At 52.6% G+C, this 20,774-nt stretch carries 11 protein-coding genes and 8 pseudogenes; 7 read left to right on the forward strand and 12 right to left on the reverse strand.

Translation table 11 applies throughout. The features are described 5' to 3' along the window. Nucleotide 1: 1 nt before the first annotated feature. Nucleotides 2-274: pseudogene (locus ACMZI0_RS13890) on the reverse strand (hypothetical protein); the annotation flags it as partial. Between the two features lie 227 nt (nt 275-501). Here ACMZI0_RS13890 and ACMZI0_RS13895 point away from each other — a divergent pair. Further along, nucleotides 502-900 (forward strand): annotated as a pseudogene (locus ACMZI0_RS13895) (YczE/YyaS/YitT family protein); the annotation flags it as partial. On the opposite strand, the pseudogene ACMZI0_RS13900 reads toward ACMZI0_RS13895, so the two are convergent. The 3 genes and pseudogenes from ACMZI0_RS13900 to ACMZI0_RS13910 all read right to left on the reverse strand — a co-directional run. After that, nucleotides 888-2,004, reverse strand: a pseudogene (locus tag ACMZI0_RS13900) (carbon starvation CstA family protein); the annotation flags it as partial. The pseudogenes ACMZI0_RS13895 and ACMZI0_RS13900 overlap by 13 nt on opposite strands. A 257-nt stretch (nt 2,005-2,261) precedes the next feature. Beyond that, entirely contained in the window at nt 2,262-4,199 is a 1,938-nt protein-coding gene (locus tag ACMZI0_RS13905) for an exoribonuclease II (RefSeq protein ID WP_415673375.1), read from the reverse strand. Between the two features lie 198 nt (nt 4,200-4,397). After that, nucleotides 4,398-6,702: pseudogene (locus tag ACMZI0_RS13910) on the reverse strand (FdhF/YdeP family oxidoreductase). 276 nt (nt 6,703-6,978) lie between these two features. Between ACMZI0_RS13910 and ACMZI0_RS13915 the strand changes: the two are divergent. Beyond that, nucleotides 6,979-7,761 (forward strand): annotated as a pseudogene (locus ACMZI0_RS13915) (LysR substrate-binding domain-containing protein). Between the two features lie 55 nt (nt 7,762-7,816). Here ACMZI0_RS13915 and fabI read toward each other — a convergent pair. The 4 genes from fabI to sapC form a co-directional block, all read right to left on the reverse strand. Next, nucleotides 7,817-8,605, reverse strand: coding sequence for an enoyl-ACP reductase FabI (fabI, locus tag ACMZI0_RS13920; RefSeq protein WP_415673376.1), 789 nt, complete (start codon nt 8,603-8,605; stop codon nt 7,817-7,819). A 166-nt stretch (nt 8,606-8,771) separates the two neighbouring features. Further along, the gene (gene sapF, locus ACMZI0_RS13925) at nt 8,772-9,587 is read right to left on the reverse strand and encodes a putrescine export ABC transporter ATP-binding protein SapF (RefSeq protein WP_415673449.1); all 816 of its coding nucleotides are present in this window, start codon (nt 9,585-9,587) and stop codon (nt 8,772-8,774) included. Next, entirely contained in the window at nt 9,587-10,582 is a 996-nt protein-coding gene (sapD, locus tag ACMZI0_RS13930) for a putrescine export ABC transporter ATP-binding protein SapD (protein WP_415673377.1), read from the reverse strand. The genes sapF and sapD overlap by 1 nt, the downstream gene beginning before the upstream one ends. Before the next feature lie 15 nt (nt 10,583-10,597). Continuing rightward, nucleotides 10,598-11,488 (reverse strand): putrescine export ABC transporter permease SapC, encoded by an 891-nt coding sequence (gene sapC, locus ACMZI0_RS13935; protein ID WP_415673378.1) that lies wholly within the window; start codon nt 11,486-11,488, stop codon nt 10,598-10,600. A gap of 127 nt (nt 11,489-11,615) precedes the next feature. Here sapC and ACMZI0_RS13940 point away from each other — a divergent pair. Together ACMZI0_RS13940 and ACMZI0_RS13945 are read left to right on the forward strand one after the other, a co-directional pair. Then, nucleotides 11,616-11,885 (forward strand): annotated as a pseudogene (locus ACMZI0_RS13940) (Arm DNA-binding domain-containing protein); the annotation flags it as partial. 211 nt (nt 11,886-12,096) lie between these two features. Further along, the gene (locus ACMZI0_RS13945; protein WP_415673379.1) at nt 12,097-12,540 is read left to right on the forward strand and encodes a hypothetical protein; all 444 of its coding nucleotides are present in this window, start codon (nt 12,097-12,099) and stop codon (nt 12,538-12,540) included. A 236-nt stretch (nt 12,541-12,776) separates the two neighbouring features. On the opposite strand, the gene ACMZI0_RS13950 is transcribed toward ACMZI0_RS13945, so the two are convergent. The 3 genes from ACMZI0_RS13950 to sapA all read right to left on the reverse strand — a co-directional run bounded on the left by ACMZI0_RS13950 (nt 12,777) and on the right by sapA (nt 16,639). After that, nucleotides 12,777-13,646: a leucine-rich repeat domain-containing protein gene (locus ACMZI0_RS13950; RefSeq protein WP_415673380.1), complete on the reverse strand. Its 870-nt coding sequence runs from the start codon at nt 13,644-13,646 to the stop codon at nt 12,777-12,779. 336 nt (nt 13,647-13,982) lie between these two features. Continuing rightward, a complete protein-coding gene (gene sapB / locus ACMZI0_RS13955; protein ID WP_415673381.1) occupies nt 13,983-14,948 on the reverse strand; it encodes a putrescine export ABC transporter permease SapB in 966 nt (321 codons plus the stop codon). Beyond that, the gene (gene sapA / locus ACMZI0_RS13960; protein WP_415673382.1) at nt 14,945-16,639 is read right to left on the reverse strand and encodes an ABC transporter substrate-binding protein SapA; all 1,695 of its coding nucleotides are present in this window, start codon (nt 16,637-16,639) and stop codon (nt 14,945-14,947) included. The genes sapB and sapA overlap by 4 nt, the downstream gene beginning before the upstream one ends. Nucleotides 16,640-17,023: 384 nt before the next feature. On the opposite strand from sapA, the gene ACMZI0_RS13965 reads away from it, so the two are divergent. Continuing rightward, on the forward strand, nt 17,024-17,809 hold the full coding sequence (locus ACMZI0_RS13965; RefSeq protein ID WP_415673383.1) for a hypothetical protein: 786 nt from the start codon (nt 17,024-17,026) through the stop codon (nt 17,807-17,809). 193 nt (nt 17,810-18,002) lie between these two features. On the opposite strand, the pseudogene pspF reads toward ACMZI0_RS13965, so the two are convergent. Next, a pseudogene (gene pspF / locus ACMZI0_RS13970) lies at nt 18,003-18,947 on the reverse strand (phage shock protein operon transcriptional activator). Nucleotides 18,948-19,245: 298 nt separating this feature from the next. Between pspF and ACMZI0_RS13975 the strand changes: the two are divergent. Continuing rightward, a complete protein-coding gene (locus ACMZI0_RS13975; protein WP_415673384.1) occupies nt 19,246-19,689 on the forward strand; it encodes a YcjX family protein in 444 nt (147 codons plus the stop codon). Then, nucleotides 19,686-20,708: pseudogene (locus ACMZI0_RS13980) on the forward strand (YcjF family protein); the annotation flags it as partial. The gene ACMZI0_RS13975 and the pseudogene ACMZI0_RS13980, both read left to right, overlap by 4 nt. Between the last annotated feature and the right edge of the window lie 66 nt (nt 20,709-20,774).

Consider the following 20,774-nt stretch of genomic DNA (forward strand, 5'->3'; position numbering starts at 1 on the left):
GCTAAATCAACCCGCCGCGCGGATAACTGACGCGGTGGGCTGCAATGCGGTCCCATACCGGCCTGATGCGTAATAATGCGTCTTCAATTTGATGTGCGGGCAGGGTAAAAGGGACGCGCAGAAAGCGTTCAAAAGCCCCTTCGATACCAAAGCGCGGCCCTGCACCGAGGATGATCACTTGTCCTCTGTCATCAAAGGCGGCCAGCGGTGGTGGTGGCTCGTCGTACCACAGTTCCGACATCGTTTCGTCAACGACCATCGGTGTACGGGTGCGGATAGGCAGGAATACGCGATGCGGGATGCTGCCAGTTGCCTAGCAGCCGCTGTAATGAGGCAGAGCCGATTCGTCGTGCAGCCATCCTGGACTCCTGAAGGATTGAAAAAGCCACTTTCGATAAACTGGACCTTAAAATAAAGTCCATTTTGCGTCAAGGTAGCATAACTTCCTTGATGACGTCACCCTGTTGGTGACGAAGGACTTGTGGTGGGGTGGAGTACATTATGGCGTATCGGCTTGGGTTACTGTATGTGGGGTTAGTGCTGTACGGTGTGGCAATCGCCATGATGATTCGTGGCAATTTAGGGGTGGACCCGTGGGATGTGTTTCACCTTGGTTTGGCACAACATTTGCCCCTGAGCGTTGGCACCATCATTATCCTGATGGGGGCATTAGTTCTGCTGCTGTGGATACCTCTGCGCCAGCGACCGGGGCTTGGGACGATAAGCAACGTTATCGTGATTGGGTTGGCAACCAACGTTGGCTTGGATTTGCTGCCGGAAATAGAGCATCTGGGCGCACGCACGGCTCTGCTGATCGACGGTGTCGTCACCAACGGATTGGCAACAGGGATGTATATCGGTGCCGGTTTTGGCCCCGGCCCGCGCGATGGATTGATGACCGATGCACAAATCAGCGCCATGATAGCCACAAAGGATTCCATCAGCATCGCACCATAACCAATCATGCGAATGTGACTTTCGCGCTCAACCAGTTTCGGTGTGGTTCCGCTGGATACCAAAGCATGGAAACCGGAGATGGCACCACAAGCAATGGTGATAAACAGGAAGGGGAACAGGCTGCTGGAGAATACCGGGCCGCTGCCGTCAATAAAGCGCGATACCGACGGCATTTTCAGTTCCGGCATGGCAAACACAATACCCACTGCCAAACCGACGATCACACCGATTTTCAGAAAGGTGGAGAGATGATCACGCGGGGCCAGCAGCAGCCACACCGGCAGCACCGAAGCAATAAAACCGTAGATAACCAGTGCCCAGGTTAGCGTCGTGCCTTGCAGGGTAAAGAAAGGCCCCCAGTAAGGGTGGACGGAAATGTCACCGCCGTACACGATAGCCATCATCATCAGCACAAAACCAATGATTGACACTTCTGCAATCTTTCCGGGGTGCAAGAATCGCATGTAGACGCCCATGAACAACGCAATAGGAATGGTTGCTGCGATGGTAAAGACGCCCCAGGGGCTGTGTGCCAATGCCTTGACCACCACCAGCGCCAACGCGGAGCGGAGGGGATGATGATCATCACACCGGCAAAGGTGCCTAGCTCTTGCTTTGCCATTTCCCCCAGCGAACGGCCATCACGGTGCGTCGAGATAAACAGTACCAGAAAATCCTGTACCGAACCGGCGAACATCACCCCGACCAGAATCCAGATGGTGCCCGGCAGGAACCCCATCTGCGCGGCCAGAATCGGACCAACTAACGGACCAGCGCCTGCGATAGCGGCAAAATGGTGACCAAACAGCACCCACTTGTTGGTGAGGACATAGTCCAACCCGTCATTGTGGCGTTACGCGGCGATCATCCAGTTCAAACACTTTTTTGGCAATAAACAGACTGTAAAAGCGATAGGCAATGCTATAGCAGGATACGGCAGCAATGACCAACCACACGGCATTAACGTGTTCTCCACGGCTCAGGGTCAGCATAGCGAAGGCGATGGCCGACCAACAGCCAGATCACTATGCTCTTGACATTATTCATGACAACGGCTCCTTCGTTACCCAACTAAAGGGGGTGAGAGTTTTGCTGGCTTTCATGGGGTGACGCCATGGCAAATGGCGTCACCCTTAAAAACATAGTGTATTTCAGCGTGATGCGCGGCAGGTACTGATGAGAAAATGTGAGCAAAACTGAATTTTTGTAAATTAAATTCAGTTTTGACGAATGCAGAGGGAGAAAAGCGGAACGTCAGCGGGGAAAACAACGTCGCCAGCCGGGAGGCTGGCGACAAAGGCATGTTATGCGGCGGGTTTGGCAATAATGCTGCGAGTTTCCATGCGAACCTCGGTTAACACCACGTCCAGCGTATCGCTTTGACGGTATACCACTTCACCTTTAACAGTAACCGTGCTCGTTTCCTGACTGCCCACGAGTTCATCGCGCACGGCGTGAATAAAGGAGGCCGGAATAAAGGCAACCGCGCCGTTATCAAACAAACGCACGCGCAGACCACCACGCGTCACATCGATGATCTCAGCATGGAAGCGCGTGTCGGTCCCGGCTTTTGGTTTGAGGAAACGCGCATACAACCAGTCGCCGACGTCACGTTCTGCCATTCGGTTCAAACGACGGCGCTCCGCCATTTGCTGCGCGATGTCATCCTGTGGTTTCTCGGCGGCTTGTTGGCAAATAACCGCTTTCAACAGGCGATGGTTGATCATGTCACCGAACTTACGGATGGGCGATGTCCAGGTGGCATACGCCTCCAATCCTAAACCGAAATGTGGCCCGGGCGTGGTCGAGACTTCAGCAAAGGTTTGGAAACGGCGAATGCGACTGTCCAAAAATGACGTAGGTTGGGCATCCAACTCACGGCGCAGTTTGCAGAAACCGTCCAGCGTCAGCAGAGCGGCGGCATCAGCTTCAATGCCGTTGTTACTCAGCACGTTGACCGCCTGTTCCACTTGTGCTGGCTCGAAACCGTTATGCACGTTGTAAATGCCGAAGCCCAGCTTCTCTTTAAGAATGCGCGCGGCGCAGATATTGGCGGTAATCATCGTTTCTTCAACAATGCGATTGGCGATGCGGCGTTGTTCTACCACGATATCCAACACATCACCTTTGTCGCCAAACAGGAAACGATAATCGGGACGATCTTTAAACACCAGCGCGTGGGTTGCACGCCAGGCACTGCGGGCCTGACCGATGCGGTGCAGCAAACGGAGCTGCTCAGCAATGGCTTCGCTTTCCGGCTGCCAGTCTCCCTGCTGCTCCAGCCAGTCAGAAACGTTGTCGTAGACCAGCTTCGCTTTGGATTCTACCCAAGCGGCGAAAAACTGCACATCATCGCCCAACGTACCGTCGGCAGCGACCGTGACGCGGCATACCAATGCCGGACGACGCTCCTGTGCGCGCAGGGAGCAAATGTCATCGGAAAGCACACGCGGCAACATTGGGATATTAAAGCCGGGCAGGTAGTTGGTAAACGCACGTTGACGCGCTACGTTATCCAGAGTGCTGTCTGCTTCCACATAGGCGGTCGGATCGGCAATCGCGATCGCGAGTTCCAACGTGCCGTCGCCGTTATCTTTAGCATACAGCGCATCGTCCATGTCTTCGGTGCTGGCACTGTCGATAGTGACAAACGTCAGGTCGGTCAAATCTTCGCGCGTCAGGCTGCCGTCCTTGAGCGTGAGTTCACTGTCCATTTCTGGTGCGGTACGCTCAAGGTTGTGACGTGACAACGTCACCCACCACGGCACCAACGGATCGTCACCGGTTGTAATATACTGCGTTAATTCTGCATGAAAGCTGCGATCGCCCTTGAGAGGATGGCGACGCATTTCCGCTACGGCCCAATCGCCATCCTGAAACGAATGATTCACCTCACGCCCGGTTCGGCAGGGGATCGCCTCTTTCAACAAGGGGTGGTCTAGCAGGATGGCAAAGCGATCGTCTTTTTTCTGCACGCGGCCAACGAAGCGTGTTAAAAAAGGTTCAATCAGTGATTCTGGCTCTGCGATTTCGCGGTCTTTATCGGTATACAAGGTCGCCACAATGCGATCGCCATGCATCACTTTCTTCATGTGCGGCGGCGGAATAAAGTAGCTTTTTTGTGCGTCGACTTCCAAAAAGCCGAACCCTTTATCTGTGCCTTTCACCACGCCTTCTGCACGAGGAGTTTGAGAGTGAAGTTGCTGTTTTAGCTGGGCAAGCAGCGGATTATCTTGAAACATAATGAGTAAAAGAGATGTCCAGATGCGGTTATTGACGGCGCTAATGAATGGCAGATAGTTTTACGCGAAACCCGCGCTGGCGGCAAGAGTGATGTATATCAAAGCGGGCAATCTTTCGCGTTTTGGGAATAACCGCCAATAGGTAGCGTAACGGTATCATTTAGCTGGCGTCCCGGTTTGTTCCGAGACGCCAGTGAGCTACGCGATACGCCGTGGCGCTTGCGTATCGAGTGGGCTGCGAGTAATGGCCACGGGGACTGATTTCGACGTCGGTGTGTGGGTTTCATCGCCAAAGCTTGAGAGCGGCACCAGCGGATTGGTTTCCGGGTAATAGGCGGCGAGATTGCCACGAGGAATATTGTAGCTTACCAGGCGAAACCCGCTCACTTTGCGGGTGATACCATCGTGCCACAGCGTCTCGATATCCACATTGTCTCCTTCGGAAAACCCGAGAGCGGCGATATCCTGCGGATTGATAAACAGCACCTCGCGTTGCCCGTAGACGCCGCGATAGCGGTCATCCAGGCCATAAATGGTGGTGTTGTATTGATCGTGAGAGCGCAGGGTTTGCAGGGTAAACGGTGCCTGCTGTGCGCCGAGTTGCGGGAACAGGGTTTCCGGCAGTCTGGCAGCACTGAAGTTCGCTTTCTGATTCGGGGTATTGAAGCGTAATTCAGCCGCCGCATTGCCCAGATAGAACCCGCCTGGCTGTTGCAACGCGCGTTGAAATCGTTAAAGCCGGGCAGGATGGCGGCGATGTGATCGCGGATAATCGAATAATCGCCAGCGAGCGCGAGCCAATCCACACGCTGGCTACCCAGCGTCGCATCAGCAATGCCGGCGACGATAGCGGTCTCAGAGCGCTGTTGCTCAGAAAGCGGATAGCCCACGCCCTCAGCATGCTAAAGGAGTCTTCCACAGTGACAAACTGAGGGCCGCTGGTTTGGATATCACGCTCGGTGCATCCCAACGTCGGCAGGATCAGCGCGTCTTGTTCACCGGTGATCAGGTGGCTGCGGTTAAGCTTGGTGCTGATGTGCACAGTAAGCTGACAGCGCTGCAACGCCGCTTCGGTGCGAGGAGAGTCGGGCGCCGCCGCTGCAAGGTTGCCGCCTAATGCGATCAATACGCGAACCTCATCGTGTAGCATGGCTTCCAGCGCTTCCACGGTATTATGACCGGGCTCGCGCGGTGGAGTGAAACCAAAGTGCGCCCCGAGGTTGTCGAGAAACGCCTTGCTCGGTTTCTCATAGATCCCCATGGTGCGGTTACCCTGCACATTGCTGTGGCCGCGCACCGGGCACAACCCCGCGCCCGGCTTGCCTAACTGGCCGAACAGCAGTTACAGATTAACTATCTCCCGCACCGTGGCAACGGAGTGTTTGTGCTGTGTTACCCCCATGGCCCAGGTGCAAATCACGCGCGGTGAGCGCTGATAGATATCTGCCACGGCACGTAATTGCGCTTCGCTTAAACCGGATTGCTGTTCGATCTCTGTCCATGTGGTGGCATCCACCACCGCCAGGTACGCCTCAACATTGGCGGTGTGGCTAGCGATAAACTCGCTGTTGAACAGGCCCGATTGCTCTTGTGCCAGGCGCTGGCGATGCGTCTCCAGTAAGGCTTTGACCATACCGCGTACCGCCGCCATATCCCCCCCTAGGTGCGGTTGCAGGTAAGTTTCGCTAATGGTGCCCGACAAGGGCGTGAGGAGTTCCAGCGGGTTTTGCGGGTTGGAAAAACGCTCCAGGCCGTGCTCACGCAGCGTATTGAATGACACGATGTGCGCACCGCGATCGGCGGCGTGGCGCAAGCTGTGGAGCATTCGGGGATGATTGGTGCCGGGATTTTGCCCAAACACGAAAATCGCATCGGCGTGTTCAAAATCGTCAAGGCGAATGGTGCCTTTGCCCACCCCGATGCTTTGCTTCAAGCAGGTACCGCTGGCTTCGTGACACATATTGGAGCAGTCGGGAAAATTATTGGTCCCAAACAGGCGGCCAAAAAGCTGATACAGGTAAGAGGCTTCGTTGCTGGCGCGTCCTGACGTGTATAGCTCTAGCTGATTGGGATTTTCCAGCGCATGGAGATGCCGAGCGATGAGTGCAAAGACATCCTGCCAGTCAATCGGTACATAGCGATCGCTGGCGCGGTCATAGCGCATTGGATGGGTTAACCGCCCTTGATACTCGAGAAAATAGTCGCTCTGCTGACGCAGACGACTCACGCTGTGGGCGGCAAAGAAAGCCGGATCGATGGCTTTACGCGTGGCTTCCCAACTCACTGCCTTGGCCCCGTTTTCGCAAAAACTGAATGTGCTGCTGTTATCGTCGCCCCAGGCGCAACCGGGACAGTCAAATCCTTTCGATTTATTGACGCGGAGCAAGTTTCGGATATTTTTCAGCGCTTGTTTGCTGTCGAGCACAAAACGGGTTGTGGCTTCTAAAGAGCCCCAACCGCCTGCTGCACTCTGGTAGGGCTTGATGGCGGGTTTAAATTTCATAATGGCGTCCGCAGGTGTTGAATGTTTATTCTATGTAAATTTTATATTAAATATTTGCGATGTGCGGCCAGTCTAGGTGTGATGGCGATCGACGTCTAATCGACTGTGGCTATGGAGCGATTGCAAAAGTCTATTGCTTTGTATCTCTTTGGTATATTTCACATTTTATAAATACTTGCATGCATATGACTTGCAGCGCGCGGATAAATTGGTTTCACTGTCAATTCAGTGAGGGAAGAACGCCCCGAGAGGCTACGGCAGACAGGAAATGATATTATCGACGTTAAACAGCTGATATACCTGTGTAATCTTGAAAAATAACGTCATTTTTGGGCGCGCGGCGGCGGAGGCCAGCTTTGTCAGTCAGCCGACGCTCTCGATGCGACTTAAAAACCTGGAACGTGAACTCGATCTGGCGCTGATCAACCGTGGCAATAACTTCGAAGGATTTACTGCTGAGGGGGAGCGCGTGCTGGCCTGGCCGCGATCAATGATATTTATCCTCAGCTCGACTATCAGGTCTCGTTGTTCAGCGCCGCTCAACTTCTGGAAGCGCTGAATGCCCATACGGTCGATATCGGTCTCGGTTTTTTTGAGCTTGCCACGCTCAAAGAGCTGGCTTTTCAGGCTGCCCCTTTGCCACGTAGCGATGTCTCGCTGGTTTACCACCCGCAAGCATTCCCTCAGGTCGTGGGGGACACGCCGCTGGCATTGACGGACTTGGTCGATGTGCCGCTGTGTCTGGCGGAACCCAGCCGCTATTTCCGGCGTTATATCGATGGTCACTTTCGTGAATCGGGCGTAACACCCTGGGTAAAAGTGGAAAGTGCCTCGGTGATGCAGTTGCTGCAAAGCGTATTTATGGGGTTGGGATGCGCTATCGTGCCGCAGGGGAGCCTGCTGCCAGAAATGACGCCAGCGCTTCTCTTTCGTCCCATCGCATTGCCACCGATGCAGCGCTAGGCCGCGTTGGTGGTGGCTCCGCTTGGCAGGGTCACCGCACTGGCGCAAAATTTCTTTGTTTGCGCCCAGACGTGGCTGGCGGAAAACGCTGACTGATCGAGGCGAAAAAAAACCACCGGATGTCGGTGGTTTTTGCTCTGCAGGTTGGAGATTAATCCAGTTCCAGCTCGTTCATGGCGGCAATGTTGAAGCCACCGTCCACGTGCAGCACTTCACCGGAGATACCGGCTGCCAGATTGGAGCACAGGAATGCAGCGGTGTTGCCCACATCTTCAATGGTCACTACACGGCGGATAGGTGTAACGGCTTCGCAGTGAGAGAGCATTTTCTTGAAGTTTTTGATACCCGACGCAGCCAGCGTGCGGATGGGGCCCGCGGAAATGGCGTTAACACGCACGCCCTGAGCGCCCATGGCGTTAGCCATGTAACGAACATTGGCTTCCAGAGAGGCTTTGGCCAGACCCATCACGTTGTAGTTCGGGATCGCGCGCTCGGCACCCAGATAGGAAAGTGTTACCAGCGCAGAGTTCGGATTCAGCATAGCGCGGCAGGCTTTCGCCATGGCAACGAAGCTGTACGAACTGATATCGTGAGCAACGCGGAATCCGTCGCGGGTTACGGCGTTAACGTAGTCGCCATCCAGCTGATCGCCAGGGGCGAAAGCGATGGAGTGGACAAAACCGTCAAAGGTCGGCCATACGTTAGCCAGTTCGGCAAACAGGGCTTCAATGCTGGCATCTTCGGCAACATCACACGGCAGTACGATGCTGGAACCCAGTTCTTTAGCGAAGTCTTCAACACGCGATTTCAGCTTGTCGTTCTGGTACGTAAACGCCAGTTCAGCGCCTTCACGTTGCATCTCCTGTGCGATACCGAATGCAATTGAGCGGTTACTGGCAACACCCGTTACCAAAATGCGCTTACCGGTTAGAAAACCCATAGCAGTAATCCTTGTGATTATAGTTGCTGCGAACGCCCGCACAGAATGCGTCAATCGTGACGTTCGGAGTGAGTAAACCGGGCGATTCTAGCATGGCTGCCCCCAGTGGGGTACTTCGAGCAGTATCGCCCGCATGTTTTCCGCGATATCGCGTTGGCAAATCCGGCTAAAACTGCACGCCGTCACGGCGCCAGGCATCGGCACTGAGCGCTTCGCCAAAGTGACTGGCAATCAGGCGTTTGGTTAAATCGTGCAGCGGCGCTGCCAGCACGTCGGCGGTGCTGCCGCGCTCTACCACCTCACCTTCATGCATCACCAATATCTGATCGCTGATGTGTTTCATCATGCCCAAATGTTGGGTGACATAAATATAGGAGATCCCCTGTTCCTCCTGAAGTTCCAGCATCAAATTGATGATTTGCGAGAGCATCGACATATCCAATGACGCCAGCGCTTCATCTGCCACGATCACCTTAGGTTGCAGAATCAGAGCGCGAGCCAGCCCTACACGCTGTTTTTGGCCGGGGGCCAGCGCCTGGGGATAGTAGTAGGCGTGATCGGGACGCAGGCCCACTTGCTGTAGCGTCTGGTTGATCATCTTTTCCCGCTCATGCCCATTGAGTACAGTATTCAATCGCAGCGGCATATCGAGCAACTGGCCGATGCGTTGGCGTGGGTTAAGTGCATTGCCCGCATCCTGAAAAATCATGCGGATCTGCTGGCAACGGTAGCAATAATCACCGTAGTTTAAGGGATGCCCGCCAATCAACAGTTCGCCCGATGTCGGCGGTATCACACCCGCCAGCATTTTCGCCAACGTTGATTTGCCCGAGCCATTCTCACCGATGATTGCCAGCGTCTGCCGTTCGCGCAGCGTGAAACTCACGGATTTCACCGCTTCGACATGCTGGCGGTGAAACAACCCGGTACGGTAGCGGAACGTTTTGGTCAGGTTGCGCGCTTCGAGCAGGATGTCATCCATCATTGCTCCTCCGTATTGAGCGGGAAATGGCAGGCAAACCAATGGTTTTTAGTCGAAACCAGCAGCGGTGTCTGCATACATTTTTTCTGCGAATAGGGACAGCGTGGACCTAAACGGCATCCAACCGGCAGATATTCAAGAGAAGGAATAGCACCCGGTAGCGTGTTCAGCCGGCTCTTATGCGGTAATGAACGCCCGAAATCCGGCATGGCGCGGATCAACGCTTGCGTGTAAGGATGATGCGGTGCGGTAATCAAATCGTCGCTCGGTGCGCTTTCCACTGTTTGTCCACAGTAGAGCACGTTGATGCGATCGGCCCATTTGCTCATGGTTTGCAGGTCATGGCTGATCAACAAAATGGTGGTGTTGTTGTTCTGATTCAGCCGTGATAGCAGCCGGAAGATCTGTGCCTGCGTGGTAGATTCCATGGCATTCGTGGGTTCATCGGCGATCAACAGCCGCGGTTGGTTCGCCAATGCGATAGCAATCATGACCTTCTGGCACTCACCCTCCGTCAATTCGTAAGGGTAACTGCCCATAATATCTTTGTGATCTTTGATACCCACCCGGTGCAACAACTCAATAGCGCGGCGTTTTCGCCACTGGAAACGTTGCCACCAGCGGCCTTTGTTGTACGTCCAGCCTGGAATAGCCAGCATCAATTGTTTGCCAATGCGCTCTGACGGATCGAGACAGGATTGCGGCTCCTGAAAAATCATGGAAACGTTGTGGCCCACCAACTTACGTCGGGCGCGGGGCGAGAGTTGCAGCAGATCGATATCGTCAAAGCGAAAACGATCGGCAGTAACGCGCCAGTTATCCTTGGTCACACCGCAGATGGCTTTGGCTATCAAACTTTTACCCGAGCCCGATTCGCCGACCAGACCGCGAATCTCCCCTTCAGTCAGGGTAATGCTGACGCGATCGACGGCTTTGACCGGGCCGTCAGACGTGAGGAATTCAATGGTCAGATTACGAATATCAAGTAGTGCCATGGTTCGTCTCCGCCATTAATCCATTTGTGACAGCAGGGAACGGCGGATGCCATCGCCTAACAGATTCACAATCAGTACGCTGAGGGTAATGGCTGCACCCGGCAACATCACCGTCCAGGGGGCGGTATAAACCAGCTCCAGAGAATTCCCCAACATCGCGCCCCATTCGGGCGTCGGCATTTGTGCCCCCAGATCAAGAAAGCCCAGTGCGGAGATATCCAGAATGGCAATGGAGAGCGCGCGGGTAAACTCGGACACCAGCACGGGGCCGATGTTGGGCAGCACCACGTACCAAATGATATAGCGGGTTGATGCGCCGTCTAACCGGGCGGCGATCACATATTCCTTATCCATTTCATCGTGTACGGCGGTGTAGAGGGTACGCACCATGCGTGGTAACAGCGCCAGCCACACGGCCAGCATGGCATGCACCAAATCCGGGCCGATAAAGGCGATAACGACAATAGCCAGCAGCAAGGAGGGTATTGACAGTAAGGTATCGAGAACATGGTTCAGAAATGCGGAGCGTAGGCCGTGGGTCACCCCGGCCAGCGTACCCAGTACGATGCCGCAAAAGGCGGCCGCGTAGGTGACGATTAGCGCGGAGCCGACGGTGGTCGCGGTGCCGGTTAACAATCGGCTCAACAGATCGCGCCCCAAATCGTCAGTGCCCAAAAAGAAAGAGACTTCACCGTAGTGTGACCATGATGGGGGTAACAGCTGATAGCCCAAAAATTGCTGATCGACGGCATAAGGGGCGATGGCTGAGCCGAACAGGCACAGAAACAGCAGTATCAAAAAGTCGTACAGCCCAATCATCGCCAGCGTATCGCGATGGAAAAATTGCCAGATGTCACGCACGCGGCTGGGCAGGCGTTTTTCACTGTAAACGTTATCGAAAGGCATATTTTTCCGCTTGGGCTTTCTTCAAGACGACTTGCTTTGATGTGTTTAAAGCAATCATATCATTACCTTAGGTTTAAAAAGTGCTTCAAAATGCTGTGTGGTAGTTTGGTGAGTATGTCTCTCATTTATGCCTTTTATGTACACATTGCTTTCGGATACCAAACTCAGAACATCACTCAGAAAACGTCGAAATGACGTGGAGGTTCTCTCTGATTCACACGGGCTTGATGTCAAGCTTTCCGTCTCCGGTGGTGTTACTTTCTTTTACTGCTACCGCTGGGAGAATAAACCTGCACAGCTAAGCATAGGTGATTATCCTTCTATATCGTTGTCGCAAGCAAGGGAGCGCCATCAGCAATTTCATCCGTGGATTTGCGAAGGAGACGAGCCACGGCGCTTAAACACGAGGGGATTGTTGGGTTCATGAACTGTCTGTGATTATATAAGCTTGAAGAGCGAGGTGTCGTACAACGTTTTGATGCACCACTGGACGCGATTTCATCCAGCACGGGTATCAAAAGACTCTCTTTAGTGAGGTTTTTATACTTGTCGTATTTCCATCCGACGTAAGGAAATTGCCATTCACCGTAACAATACTAAGGACAAACATGAAAAATGCAAAGAATTGCAGCCTGTTGGTCATCCTTCTGTCCATGATGACCAGTTCTACTTCATTGGTCGCGGCTGAGCCGGGAGCAATTAGCGAACAGGATATTTCAGAGGCGCATGTCATTGCGGTAAACAGTAACACGGTGAACGGCTTTGTCAGTATTGCCAGAGGCCGTAATTGTGTGGCGGAAAATGCCAATGGGATGTCGGCCTTGCTGACCTGTCCCGGCGCTCCTGGGGTGGAGCCCGTCCGCCTGGATTTTAAATTTATTGAACTCAGTAAAGACAGATGTCTTGCCGACGAGGGTAATAAACCCTCTCTGAAGCCCTGTGATATTACAGACCCGAGCCAGCGATGGGATGCGCTAGCAGGGGGACCTACATACGTTAAGAATCTCAAAACAAAAGGTGTTTGGCGGCAGCGGACATTGATAATCTGCTAAAGCTTGAAAACTGCTCGGGGGTGCCGGCCCAAACCTGGGATCTGCCACATTAAAGTCATTGCTTTTTTGGCTCGTGGCGGCGTGTCTTTATCTTTCCTGCTCTTAAATGAGCAATCGGTTTCTGTCAGCTATATTTTTCTGCCTCTTATATAAAAATTTTCTGTGGTTGACGTTTAAAGGATAACTCCCCGTGGTTTATTACGGGGAGAACGAGGCTTCAGATTAAGGGAAATCGCTCAGATATCTTTATATGATGCTTCGGAATAGATAAATTTTGGCCCTTGGTAATTTGGGTCTTTGTTAATGTTACGTAATTTCAGGAAAGTAGATTCTGACAGTGGGTTACCAATCACACTAATTTCTGTATTCTTGGTTATGCTAAAAACATGTTCGGGAAGTGTTTGTAGCTGATTATAGCTTAAGTCACACCAATGAATAGAATTTGGCAGACTGTCAGGAAAATTTGCTAATTTGTTATTGTTTAATTTCAGATGGTCAAGGGAATCGGGTAGATTACCAATATCCCCCTCCATCTGATTATCGCTGATATCAAGCATGGTAATGGATTCGGGCAAGTGTTCGGGGAATTTCTTCAAGAAATTTTTGCTGAGATAAAGTTTGCACAAGTTGGTTGGTAAATTTTCTGGCAGTGACTCCAGTTTATTATTATAAAGTGATAGCAATAAAAGATTGGTGGGAAGCGTCTCTGGTAATGATGTTAAATTATTGTTGAGTGCATGTAGTCGCTGAAGATTTTCTGGAAGCTGCAAGAGTAAGACACTAAGCTGGTTTTTGCACAGATTGAGCTCCGTAACCTGTTCAGGGAGAATATTGGGTAACGAACTGAGATTCAGGTTTGATAAGTCAAGATAATAGGCATTCCTTGCCAAACAATCTTGCATTTTTGCTACCGCAATGTCCCTTTGCTCGTTTCCGCCTTGAGGAACCGCATTTTCCCATGCTGACCAGATAGCATAATACTGGTTGTTATCTAGTGGTGCCGTCGCAGCTTGAGAAGCACTATCTGAATGTGCACGACACACTTTAGGCGTCGAGTCTGCCTGCAACACTGAATGCGAGTGATTACTGCAATTGATGGGCAACATGATTTTTTCTCTTCAGGTGAACTCACGTCACTATCTTCACCTATGAAGGAAAAAAACTAATATCAAATAAAAGGCGTTATCGTTGTAGTCTGCTGATACTGAAAGGAAAGAAGATAAAATATAAAGTGATCTAGAGTGCGGGAATTTGTCATTCGCATATTAAGTGAAAATAGATGCCGACAGCGGTAATGCGTTGTACCCATATTATGTGACTAAAAGGTATTGCGCCGATGGTCGTTGCTGCTCTTTGCTGATGGCGACTTCGATTCTTAGATCGAAGTCGCCATCAGTGTATTTAGTTTATTGATTTATAATCATTTTATTTTATAGGGTCATTTACCGAAGGGAATACCATTCCTTATGTTTCAGTGAATTCGCCATTGCGCCCCAGATGTCGGACAGCACATTGACGGCAATGACCATTGCGCCTACCACCATGACACCGGCTGAGATAGCGGTGTAGTCCTGTTGACGAATGGCATCCACCAGCCAGCGCCCCAAACCAGGCCAACTGAACACCACTTCAGTAATGATAGCCAGCGTCAACATAGTGGAAAACTGAAGCCCCAGCTGCGGTGCGATAGGAGGAAGCGCATTGCGTAACACATGGCGGTGGATGATGGTCAGACGTGACAGACCGCGCGTGGCTGCTGCTTTAACGTAATTCTTACTGAACACATCGGTGGTGCTGATGCGCATCAAGCGAATGACCTCCATGGTGGGGCCGACCGCGAGAACAATAATGGGCAAAATCAGATGGCGTGCGGCGCTTATCAGCATTTCATCCCGGTAGGGGGAGTCTGACAGCCAGGCGTCAATCAGCGCAAAGCCGGTTACAGGTTCAACCTGGTAGAGCAGATCGAAACGCCCGGAAACCGGCAACCAGCCGAGTTGAAGGGAGAACAGCAGCGTCAGCAGCAGTGCCAGCCAAAATACCGGAAGAGAGAAGCCCACCAAGGCGATGGCGCTGATGATGATATCGGGGGTTTTATGGCGCATCACCCCTGCTGTGACGCCGAGGGGAATGCCGATCAGCAAAGAGAGCGTGAAGGCCAGCACGCACAACTCGATGGTGGCTGGAAGCACGTCTTTCAGCTGCCCACTGATCGACTCGCCGTTAATGGATGAAATACCCAGATCCCCACGCATCAGGCTGCGCATAAAAAAGCCATAGGCGTCTAACAGCGTAGCGCCTCCCAACGGGGCGTTGGGAGTGTAATAACAGAGGCTAAATCCAACCAGCGTTAGCAGCAGCAGGGTTATCAACAACAGCAACAGACGGCGCAGGGTAAAAATGATCATTGCGGCTCTCCTTCTTTACCCACCAGCGGCGGCCCTTCAGGCGCAGGTGTTTCACCAAATTCGCGATACACCCCGGCGAAAGAGGCATTGCCGAATGGGCTTAATATCAGCCCTTTCATATCATAGCGGTAAGCCAGCATCCGCAGGGAAGAGGCCAGCGGCAGTACCGGTAACTGTTGTGCCAATATCTGCTGGGCCTGATGATAGTATTCAATACGTTTTGCCAACTGTTGTGAAGTGAGCGCGCTTTGTAACACACTGTCAAACGTAGGATCGCACCAATGCGTGTAATTGGTTTGTGAGCGAATCGCGGCACAGCTGAGCAGTGGGCGGAAAAAACTGTCGGGGTCGTTACTGTCGGTGGTCCAGCCGGAGAGTGTCAGGTCATGGCTCATTTCCATCAGGCGCGCTTCCTGAAAACGTCCTTCGACGGGAACGATCGTCACTTTAACGCCCACTTGCGCCAAATCGGCCTGAATCAGCTCAGCGGTCTTTAACGGACTGGGGTTGTAGGATTGCGATGCCACAGGCACCCACAATTTCAGATTAAGGTCTGTTGCCCCCAGGTCTGACAGCAAGCGACGTGCTTCCTCCGGATTATATTCGGTGATGCGCGATTCGTTGTCATAGGCCCATGAAGCGCGGGGTAGCAGGGACGCCGCAGTTTCAGCCGTACCGTAATAAATGGACTGCATCAAACGATCGTTATTGATTGCAAGCGCGATGGCCCGGCGAATGCGCATGTCATCCAGCGGCGGCTTGCGCACGTTGAATGCCAGATAGGCGATATTCATGCCGGGACGCAGCGAGAGCCGTAGACGTGGATCATTGCGCAAAATGGGTAACTGATTGGCGGCAGGGTACACCAGTACGTCACACTCTCCGGTCAGCAATTTGGAAAGACGCCCGGTGCCGCCTGCGCCCAAATCCACCACCACCTGCTGCATACGCGGTTTTCCACGCCAGTAGCGATCATTGCGCATCAGACGCAGGAATTGCCCGCTGCGATACTCTTCCAGGCGATAAGGCCCAGTACCGACCGGTTCTCGGTTTAACCGTTCTTTCTGGTCCTGTTTGATCAACTGCTGGGCGTACTCGGCGGAAAGCACTGGCGCGTAGTGGGTCGCCAAATGCCACAAAAAAGAGGCATCCGGGCTGTTGAGACGAATTTCCAGAGAATAGTTGCTGAGCTTGCGGATGCTTTGCACCACATCGACAAATTGCAAACTGGCAAAATAGGGATATTCGCCGCCGTTTACATCATGATACGGATGGGACTTATCCAGCATACGTTGCAGGCTGAATACCACATCATCGGCATTTAACATGCGGGTGGGCGTAAACCAGTCGGTCGTTTGAAACGGCACATCATGACGCAGATAGAAACGGTAGGTGGCGCCGTTATCCAGGACTTCCCAGCGCTGCGCCAGTTCGGGCATTAATCGATAGGTGTAGGGATCCACATCCAGCAGTCGATCGTAGAGCTGTGCCGCCAGCGTATCGATGATCACGCCGCTGCGCGCCATTTGCGGGTTGAAGGTATTCACTACGCCGTTGACGCAGTACACGAAACCGCTGTGGCGGATATCTTCCCGTTGCGCATTATTGGGGACTGCCGCGAAAGCAGACCCTATCAGGCAGGCGGAAAACAGCGCGCCTATTTTTATCAGGCAGGAGGTGTATCCAGACATTCGATGCGCTTTAGTTGGCTGAAAATCAGAGTTGTCATTATAAGAGTGTACCGCACTCTGCTAAAGCTCCCCAATCCGTAGATGCTTACCTGCTGTATTTTCCGCCAAATTCGAAGAAATGCATCTCTGAATGCCAAATCAGGCGTCCTTGCTGTTGCGAGAAAGAGCATTACCTTACAAAATGATAACCAATGTTACTTTTCCCCTAAGGAATGAGCGCTCGCTGCCGTTATACAAAAGGATACCTCTGAATATGCCATAAAAACGCAAAAATACAGGGAGAAAAGCGTGTGAGTGTAATTTCATCCTATCAGACTGACTGCCTTACCATCAACGGCGACATATGATACTACGCCTAAGACTTATGAACCTGCCGCTGCCTTGGTGGGGCGGGAAAAAGCCCTGGAAGCGTTAGCCTCGGTAGATTTGACCATTTCGCCTGAAGCATTGGCCCGCCTCAAGGAAGATTTTGCCAATGCGACGCCGCCGAGTCCTGAAGAGCAGGAAGCGGCTAAAAAACAGATGTTGGAGATGAGGAATACTTATCTTGATGAATTAGAGCGCAGGGCACCCGGTGTGACGCATCCGCTGTACAGCACAATAGGCTCTGACGTTTCATTGACGGATTTTCGTAATTTTTTTGCTCTGGCGCCGAACGCTACCCGTGAATCGACTCGAGCATTAGCAGATGCACTTTATGATGCAGTTACCATCCCACTTGAGAGTTCGACCGACAGCACTCAGGCAGCGGGTATTGCACTGATGCGTGAGAAGCTTGATTTCATCAACAGTCACTACATCCCTGAAGAGCATCAGGCGCAGGTTCGCGCCGATATTGATAACTATATGGAACGCCAGCTTACGGCTCGGGATAACAGCATCAAACGTACGCTGAATATAAAATTGACGCTCGCCAGATCGTTGAAAGATGCCCCTCGCATTGAAGAGGCGCTGGCGAATGTTGAGTCGTATAAACAAGGTAACTACCGCGCGCAGGTGGAAACCGAGCAGGTTATGGCGATAAGTGCAAGTACTGAAGATCCGAATGTTGTGGTGGATAAACTGACCCAGTGGTATTCGCAACTCACCTTCAGTGACACGCAGCAGGACAAACAGTTTGATGCGCTGATATCAAGCTGGCAGCAGTTTGTCGAAAAGTATCAGAAATAGAGAAGAACCCTACCGTTATTACGGAAATGAGAAAATTATCAACAAAGTACTTTACAACTGATACTGATAACTATTATCATTTATTTCGCATTCCAGACGGCTTCTCGTAAGCGCGGAAGGGGAGCACGACATTGCTCACATTGCTTCCAGTATTATTTTAGCCAGCGTTTGCTGGCTTTTTTTTGCCTGCGGTTTAAGCCTCGCCGCTGGTGATATCGTGTTTTTTTAACAGTCCCCGCAACTGATGGTAGGTTAACCCCCAGTAGCGTTGCCGCTTTACGCTGGTTAAAACACGCTTGAGACAATGCCTGCTCGATAAGCGCTTTTTCTTGTGTCTGTTGCCACTCACGCAACGCCAACGGCAGATGCGGTAGTGCAGAGTCCTCGGTCGTTGCGGAGACTGACATTTCAACCGTTCGTTGAAACGGATTAATAATGATGGCATCCAGTGGTTCGGCTGTCGCACCGTGCCGATAGACCGAGCGTTCAACCACGTTTTTCAGCTTACGCACGTTGCCTGGCCAGGCATAATTTAACAGCGTGTCACGCGCACACGGAGAAAACCCAGTGAACAGTGGTAACTGCAATTCCCGGCACATCTGGATCGCGAAGTGTTCTGCCAGCAACATGATGTCTTGCTGGCGCTGGCGCAACGGCGGAAGTTGCACCACATCGAAAGCCAGCCTGTCCAGCAGATCGGCGCGAAACTTGCCGGCGGCAGCGAGTGCGGGAAGATCTTCATTAGGTCGCACACACTAGACGTACATCTACCTGGAGCGGTTGACTTCCTCCCGCACGCTCCAAAACGCCATATTCGATCACGAGCAGCAGTTTTTCCTGCGCCAGCATCGGTGCCGTTGCCAGTTCATCGAGAAACAGTGTGCCACCGTCAGCGCGTTCAAAACGTCCCAAGATGGCGGCGCTGCGCGCCGGTAAAGGCCCTGGCTTCATGACCAAACAGCTCGGAATCGAGCAGATTTTCATTGAGTGCTGCGCAGTTAAGGGAGATAAACGGGCCTTGCCAACGTGGTGAAAGATAGTGCAAGCGGCTGGCAATCAACTCCTTACCGGTACCGCGTTCGCCTAACACCAGTACCGGCTTGGTCAACTGCGCCAATTGTGACACCTGCTCGAGCATTTCGACGAAACTGTTGGCTTCACCCAGCAAATTCTCTTGGCCTTTATCTATCCATTATCCATCGCTCTTTGTTGCGGTTAATTTCGCTAACTGTTGGTGTATTTTGCTAATTTAGCTGATGAGTGCGTTTTGTCAAAAAAAATAATATTAAGTAATTACAGATAGATATAATATTGGCAAAGTTGGCATGTATCTTGTAATAGCAATAATGAACGATAAGGTTCGTTGCGTTGACCAGGACGAAGCAACACTACCAACCAGTGCATGTGCGCTGTGATATGACCAAGAGGACACTAAAATGGGTATTTTTTCTCGTTTTGCCGATATCGTGAATGCGAACATCAATTCGTTACTGGACAAAGCGGAAGACCCACAGAAACTGGTGCGCTTGATGATCCAGGAAATGGAGGACACACTGGTAGAAGTGCGTTCCACGTCGGCGCGTGCGCTGGCGGAGAAAAAGCAGATAGCGCGCCGCGTTGAGCAGGCTGAGGCGCAACAAGCGCAATGGCAGGAAAAAGCCGAACTGGCGTTACGCAAAGATAAAGACGATCTGGCGAGGGCGGCGCTGACACTTTATCCCGGCGAAGTGCCCGCGCTTTTGCCCGGAGCGGCTTTCTGGCAGCAGCAGGGTTTCCATTTTGGAGCCTTTCGACCGCAAGCGATGAACGTAGATACACCACTGCCGCATATTCGCCTGGACAGTGTCATGGAGTTTTTATTGGGGGACAAATTGCGATGAGTGAACCGCTAAAGCCGCGTATCACTTTTGATGATGACGCACCCTCAGCAACGCCACCCACATTACGCAGCACGGTTGCGTTTGATGATGAAGCATCGCGCCACTTTTCTCCGACGGTGCAGGAAGAGGCTCTGAGCAGTGAGGGCGAGGCGGAGGCGGCATTACGGCCGCGCCGCAGCCTGTGGCGCAAGCTGGTGATTGCTGGGATCGCTTTATTCGGCGCCAGCGCGATTGCGCAGGGTATCCAATCTGTTCATACGGCCTGGCTGGAGCAACAGTGGATCACACTGGGGGGATTAGCAGCGGGTGGCATGATTGTGGTGGCTGATGCGGGCTCCCTGATTGCGGAATGGCGACGCTTGTACCGTTTGCGTGCCCGCGCGCAAGAGCGCGATAAAGCCCGTGAGCTGCATGGCAGCCATGGCGTCGGGCAGGGGCGCGATTTTTGTGAAAAATTGGCTCAGCAGGCGGGATTGGATGACGGACATCCCGTCCTCCAGCGCTGGCGGGCCTCGCTGCATGAAACTCACAATGACAAAGAGGTGCTGGCACTCTATGCCAGTCTGGTACAACCGGTGCTGGATAACCGAGTGCGTCGGGAGATCAGCCGATCGGCTGCCGAATCGACGCTGATGATTGCGGTGAGCCCGCTGGCTTTGGTGGATATGGCCTTTATCGCCTGGCGTAATTTGCGTCTCATCGATCGGATTGCCGCGCTTTACGGCATTGAACTGGGCTATTTTAGTCGCATTCGCTTGTTCAAGTTGGTGCTGTTGAATATCGCTTTCGCCGTTGCGTCAGAAATGGTGCGTGAAATCGGTATGGACTGGATGTCGCAGGATCTCGCTGTGCGGCTCTCAGCCCGTGCAGCACAGGGGATTGGTGCCGGTTTGCTGACCGCGCGGCTCGGCATTAAAGCCATGGAACTCTGCTGGCCCTTGCCCTGGCTGGACGATAAACCGAAGCTCGGGGATTTCAGGCGTGAGTTAGTCGGACAGATCAAGACGCTAGTACAAAAAAATCCCCGCCGACGCAGCAGTAAACCGCCTTTTGGCCTGAAATGCCACCCACTGGAAAAAAAGATG

Origin of the sequence: Symbiopectobacterium sp. (genome assembly GCF_047692315.1) — a bacterium.
Classification (GTDB): Bacteria; Pseudomonadota; Gammaproteobacteria; order Enterobacterales; family Enterobacteriaceae; genus Symbiopectobacterium.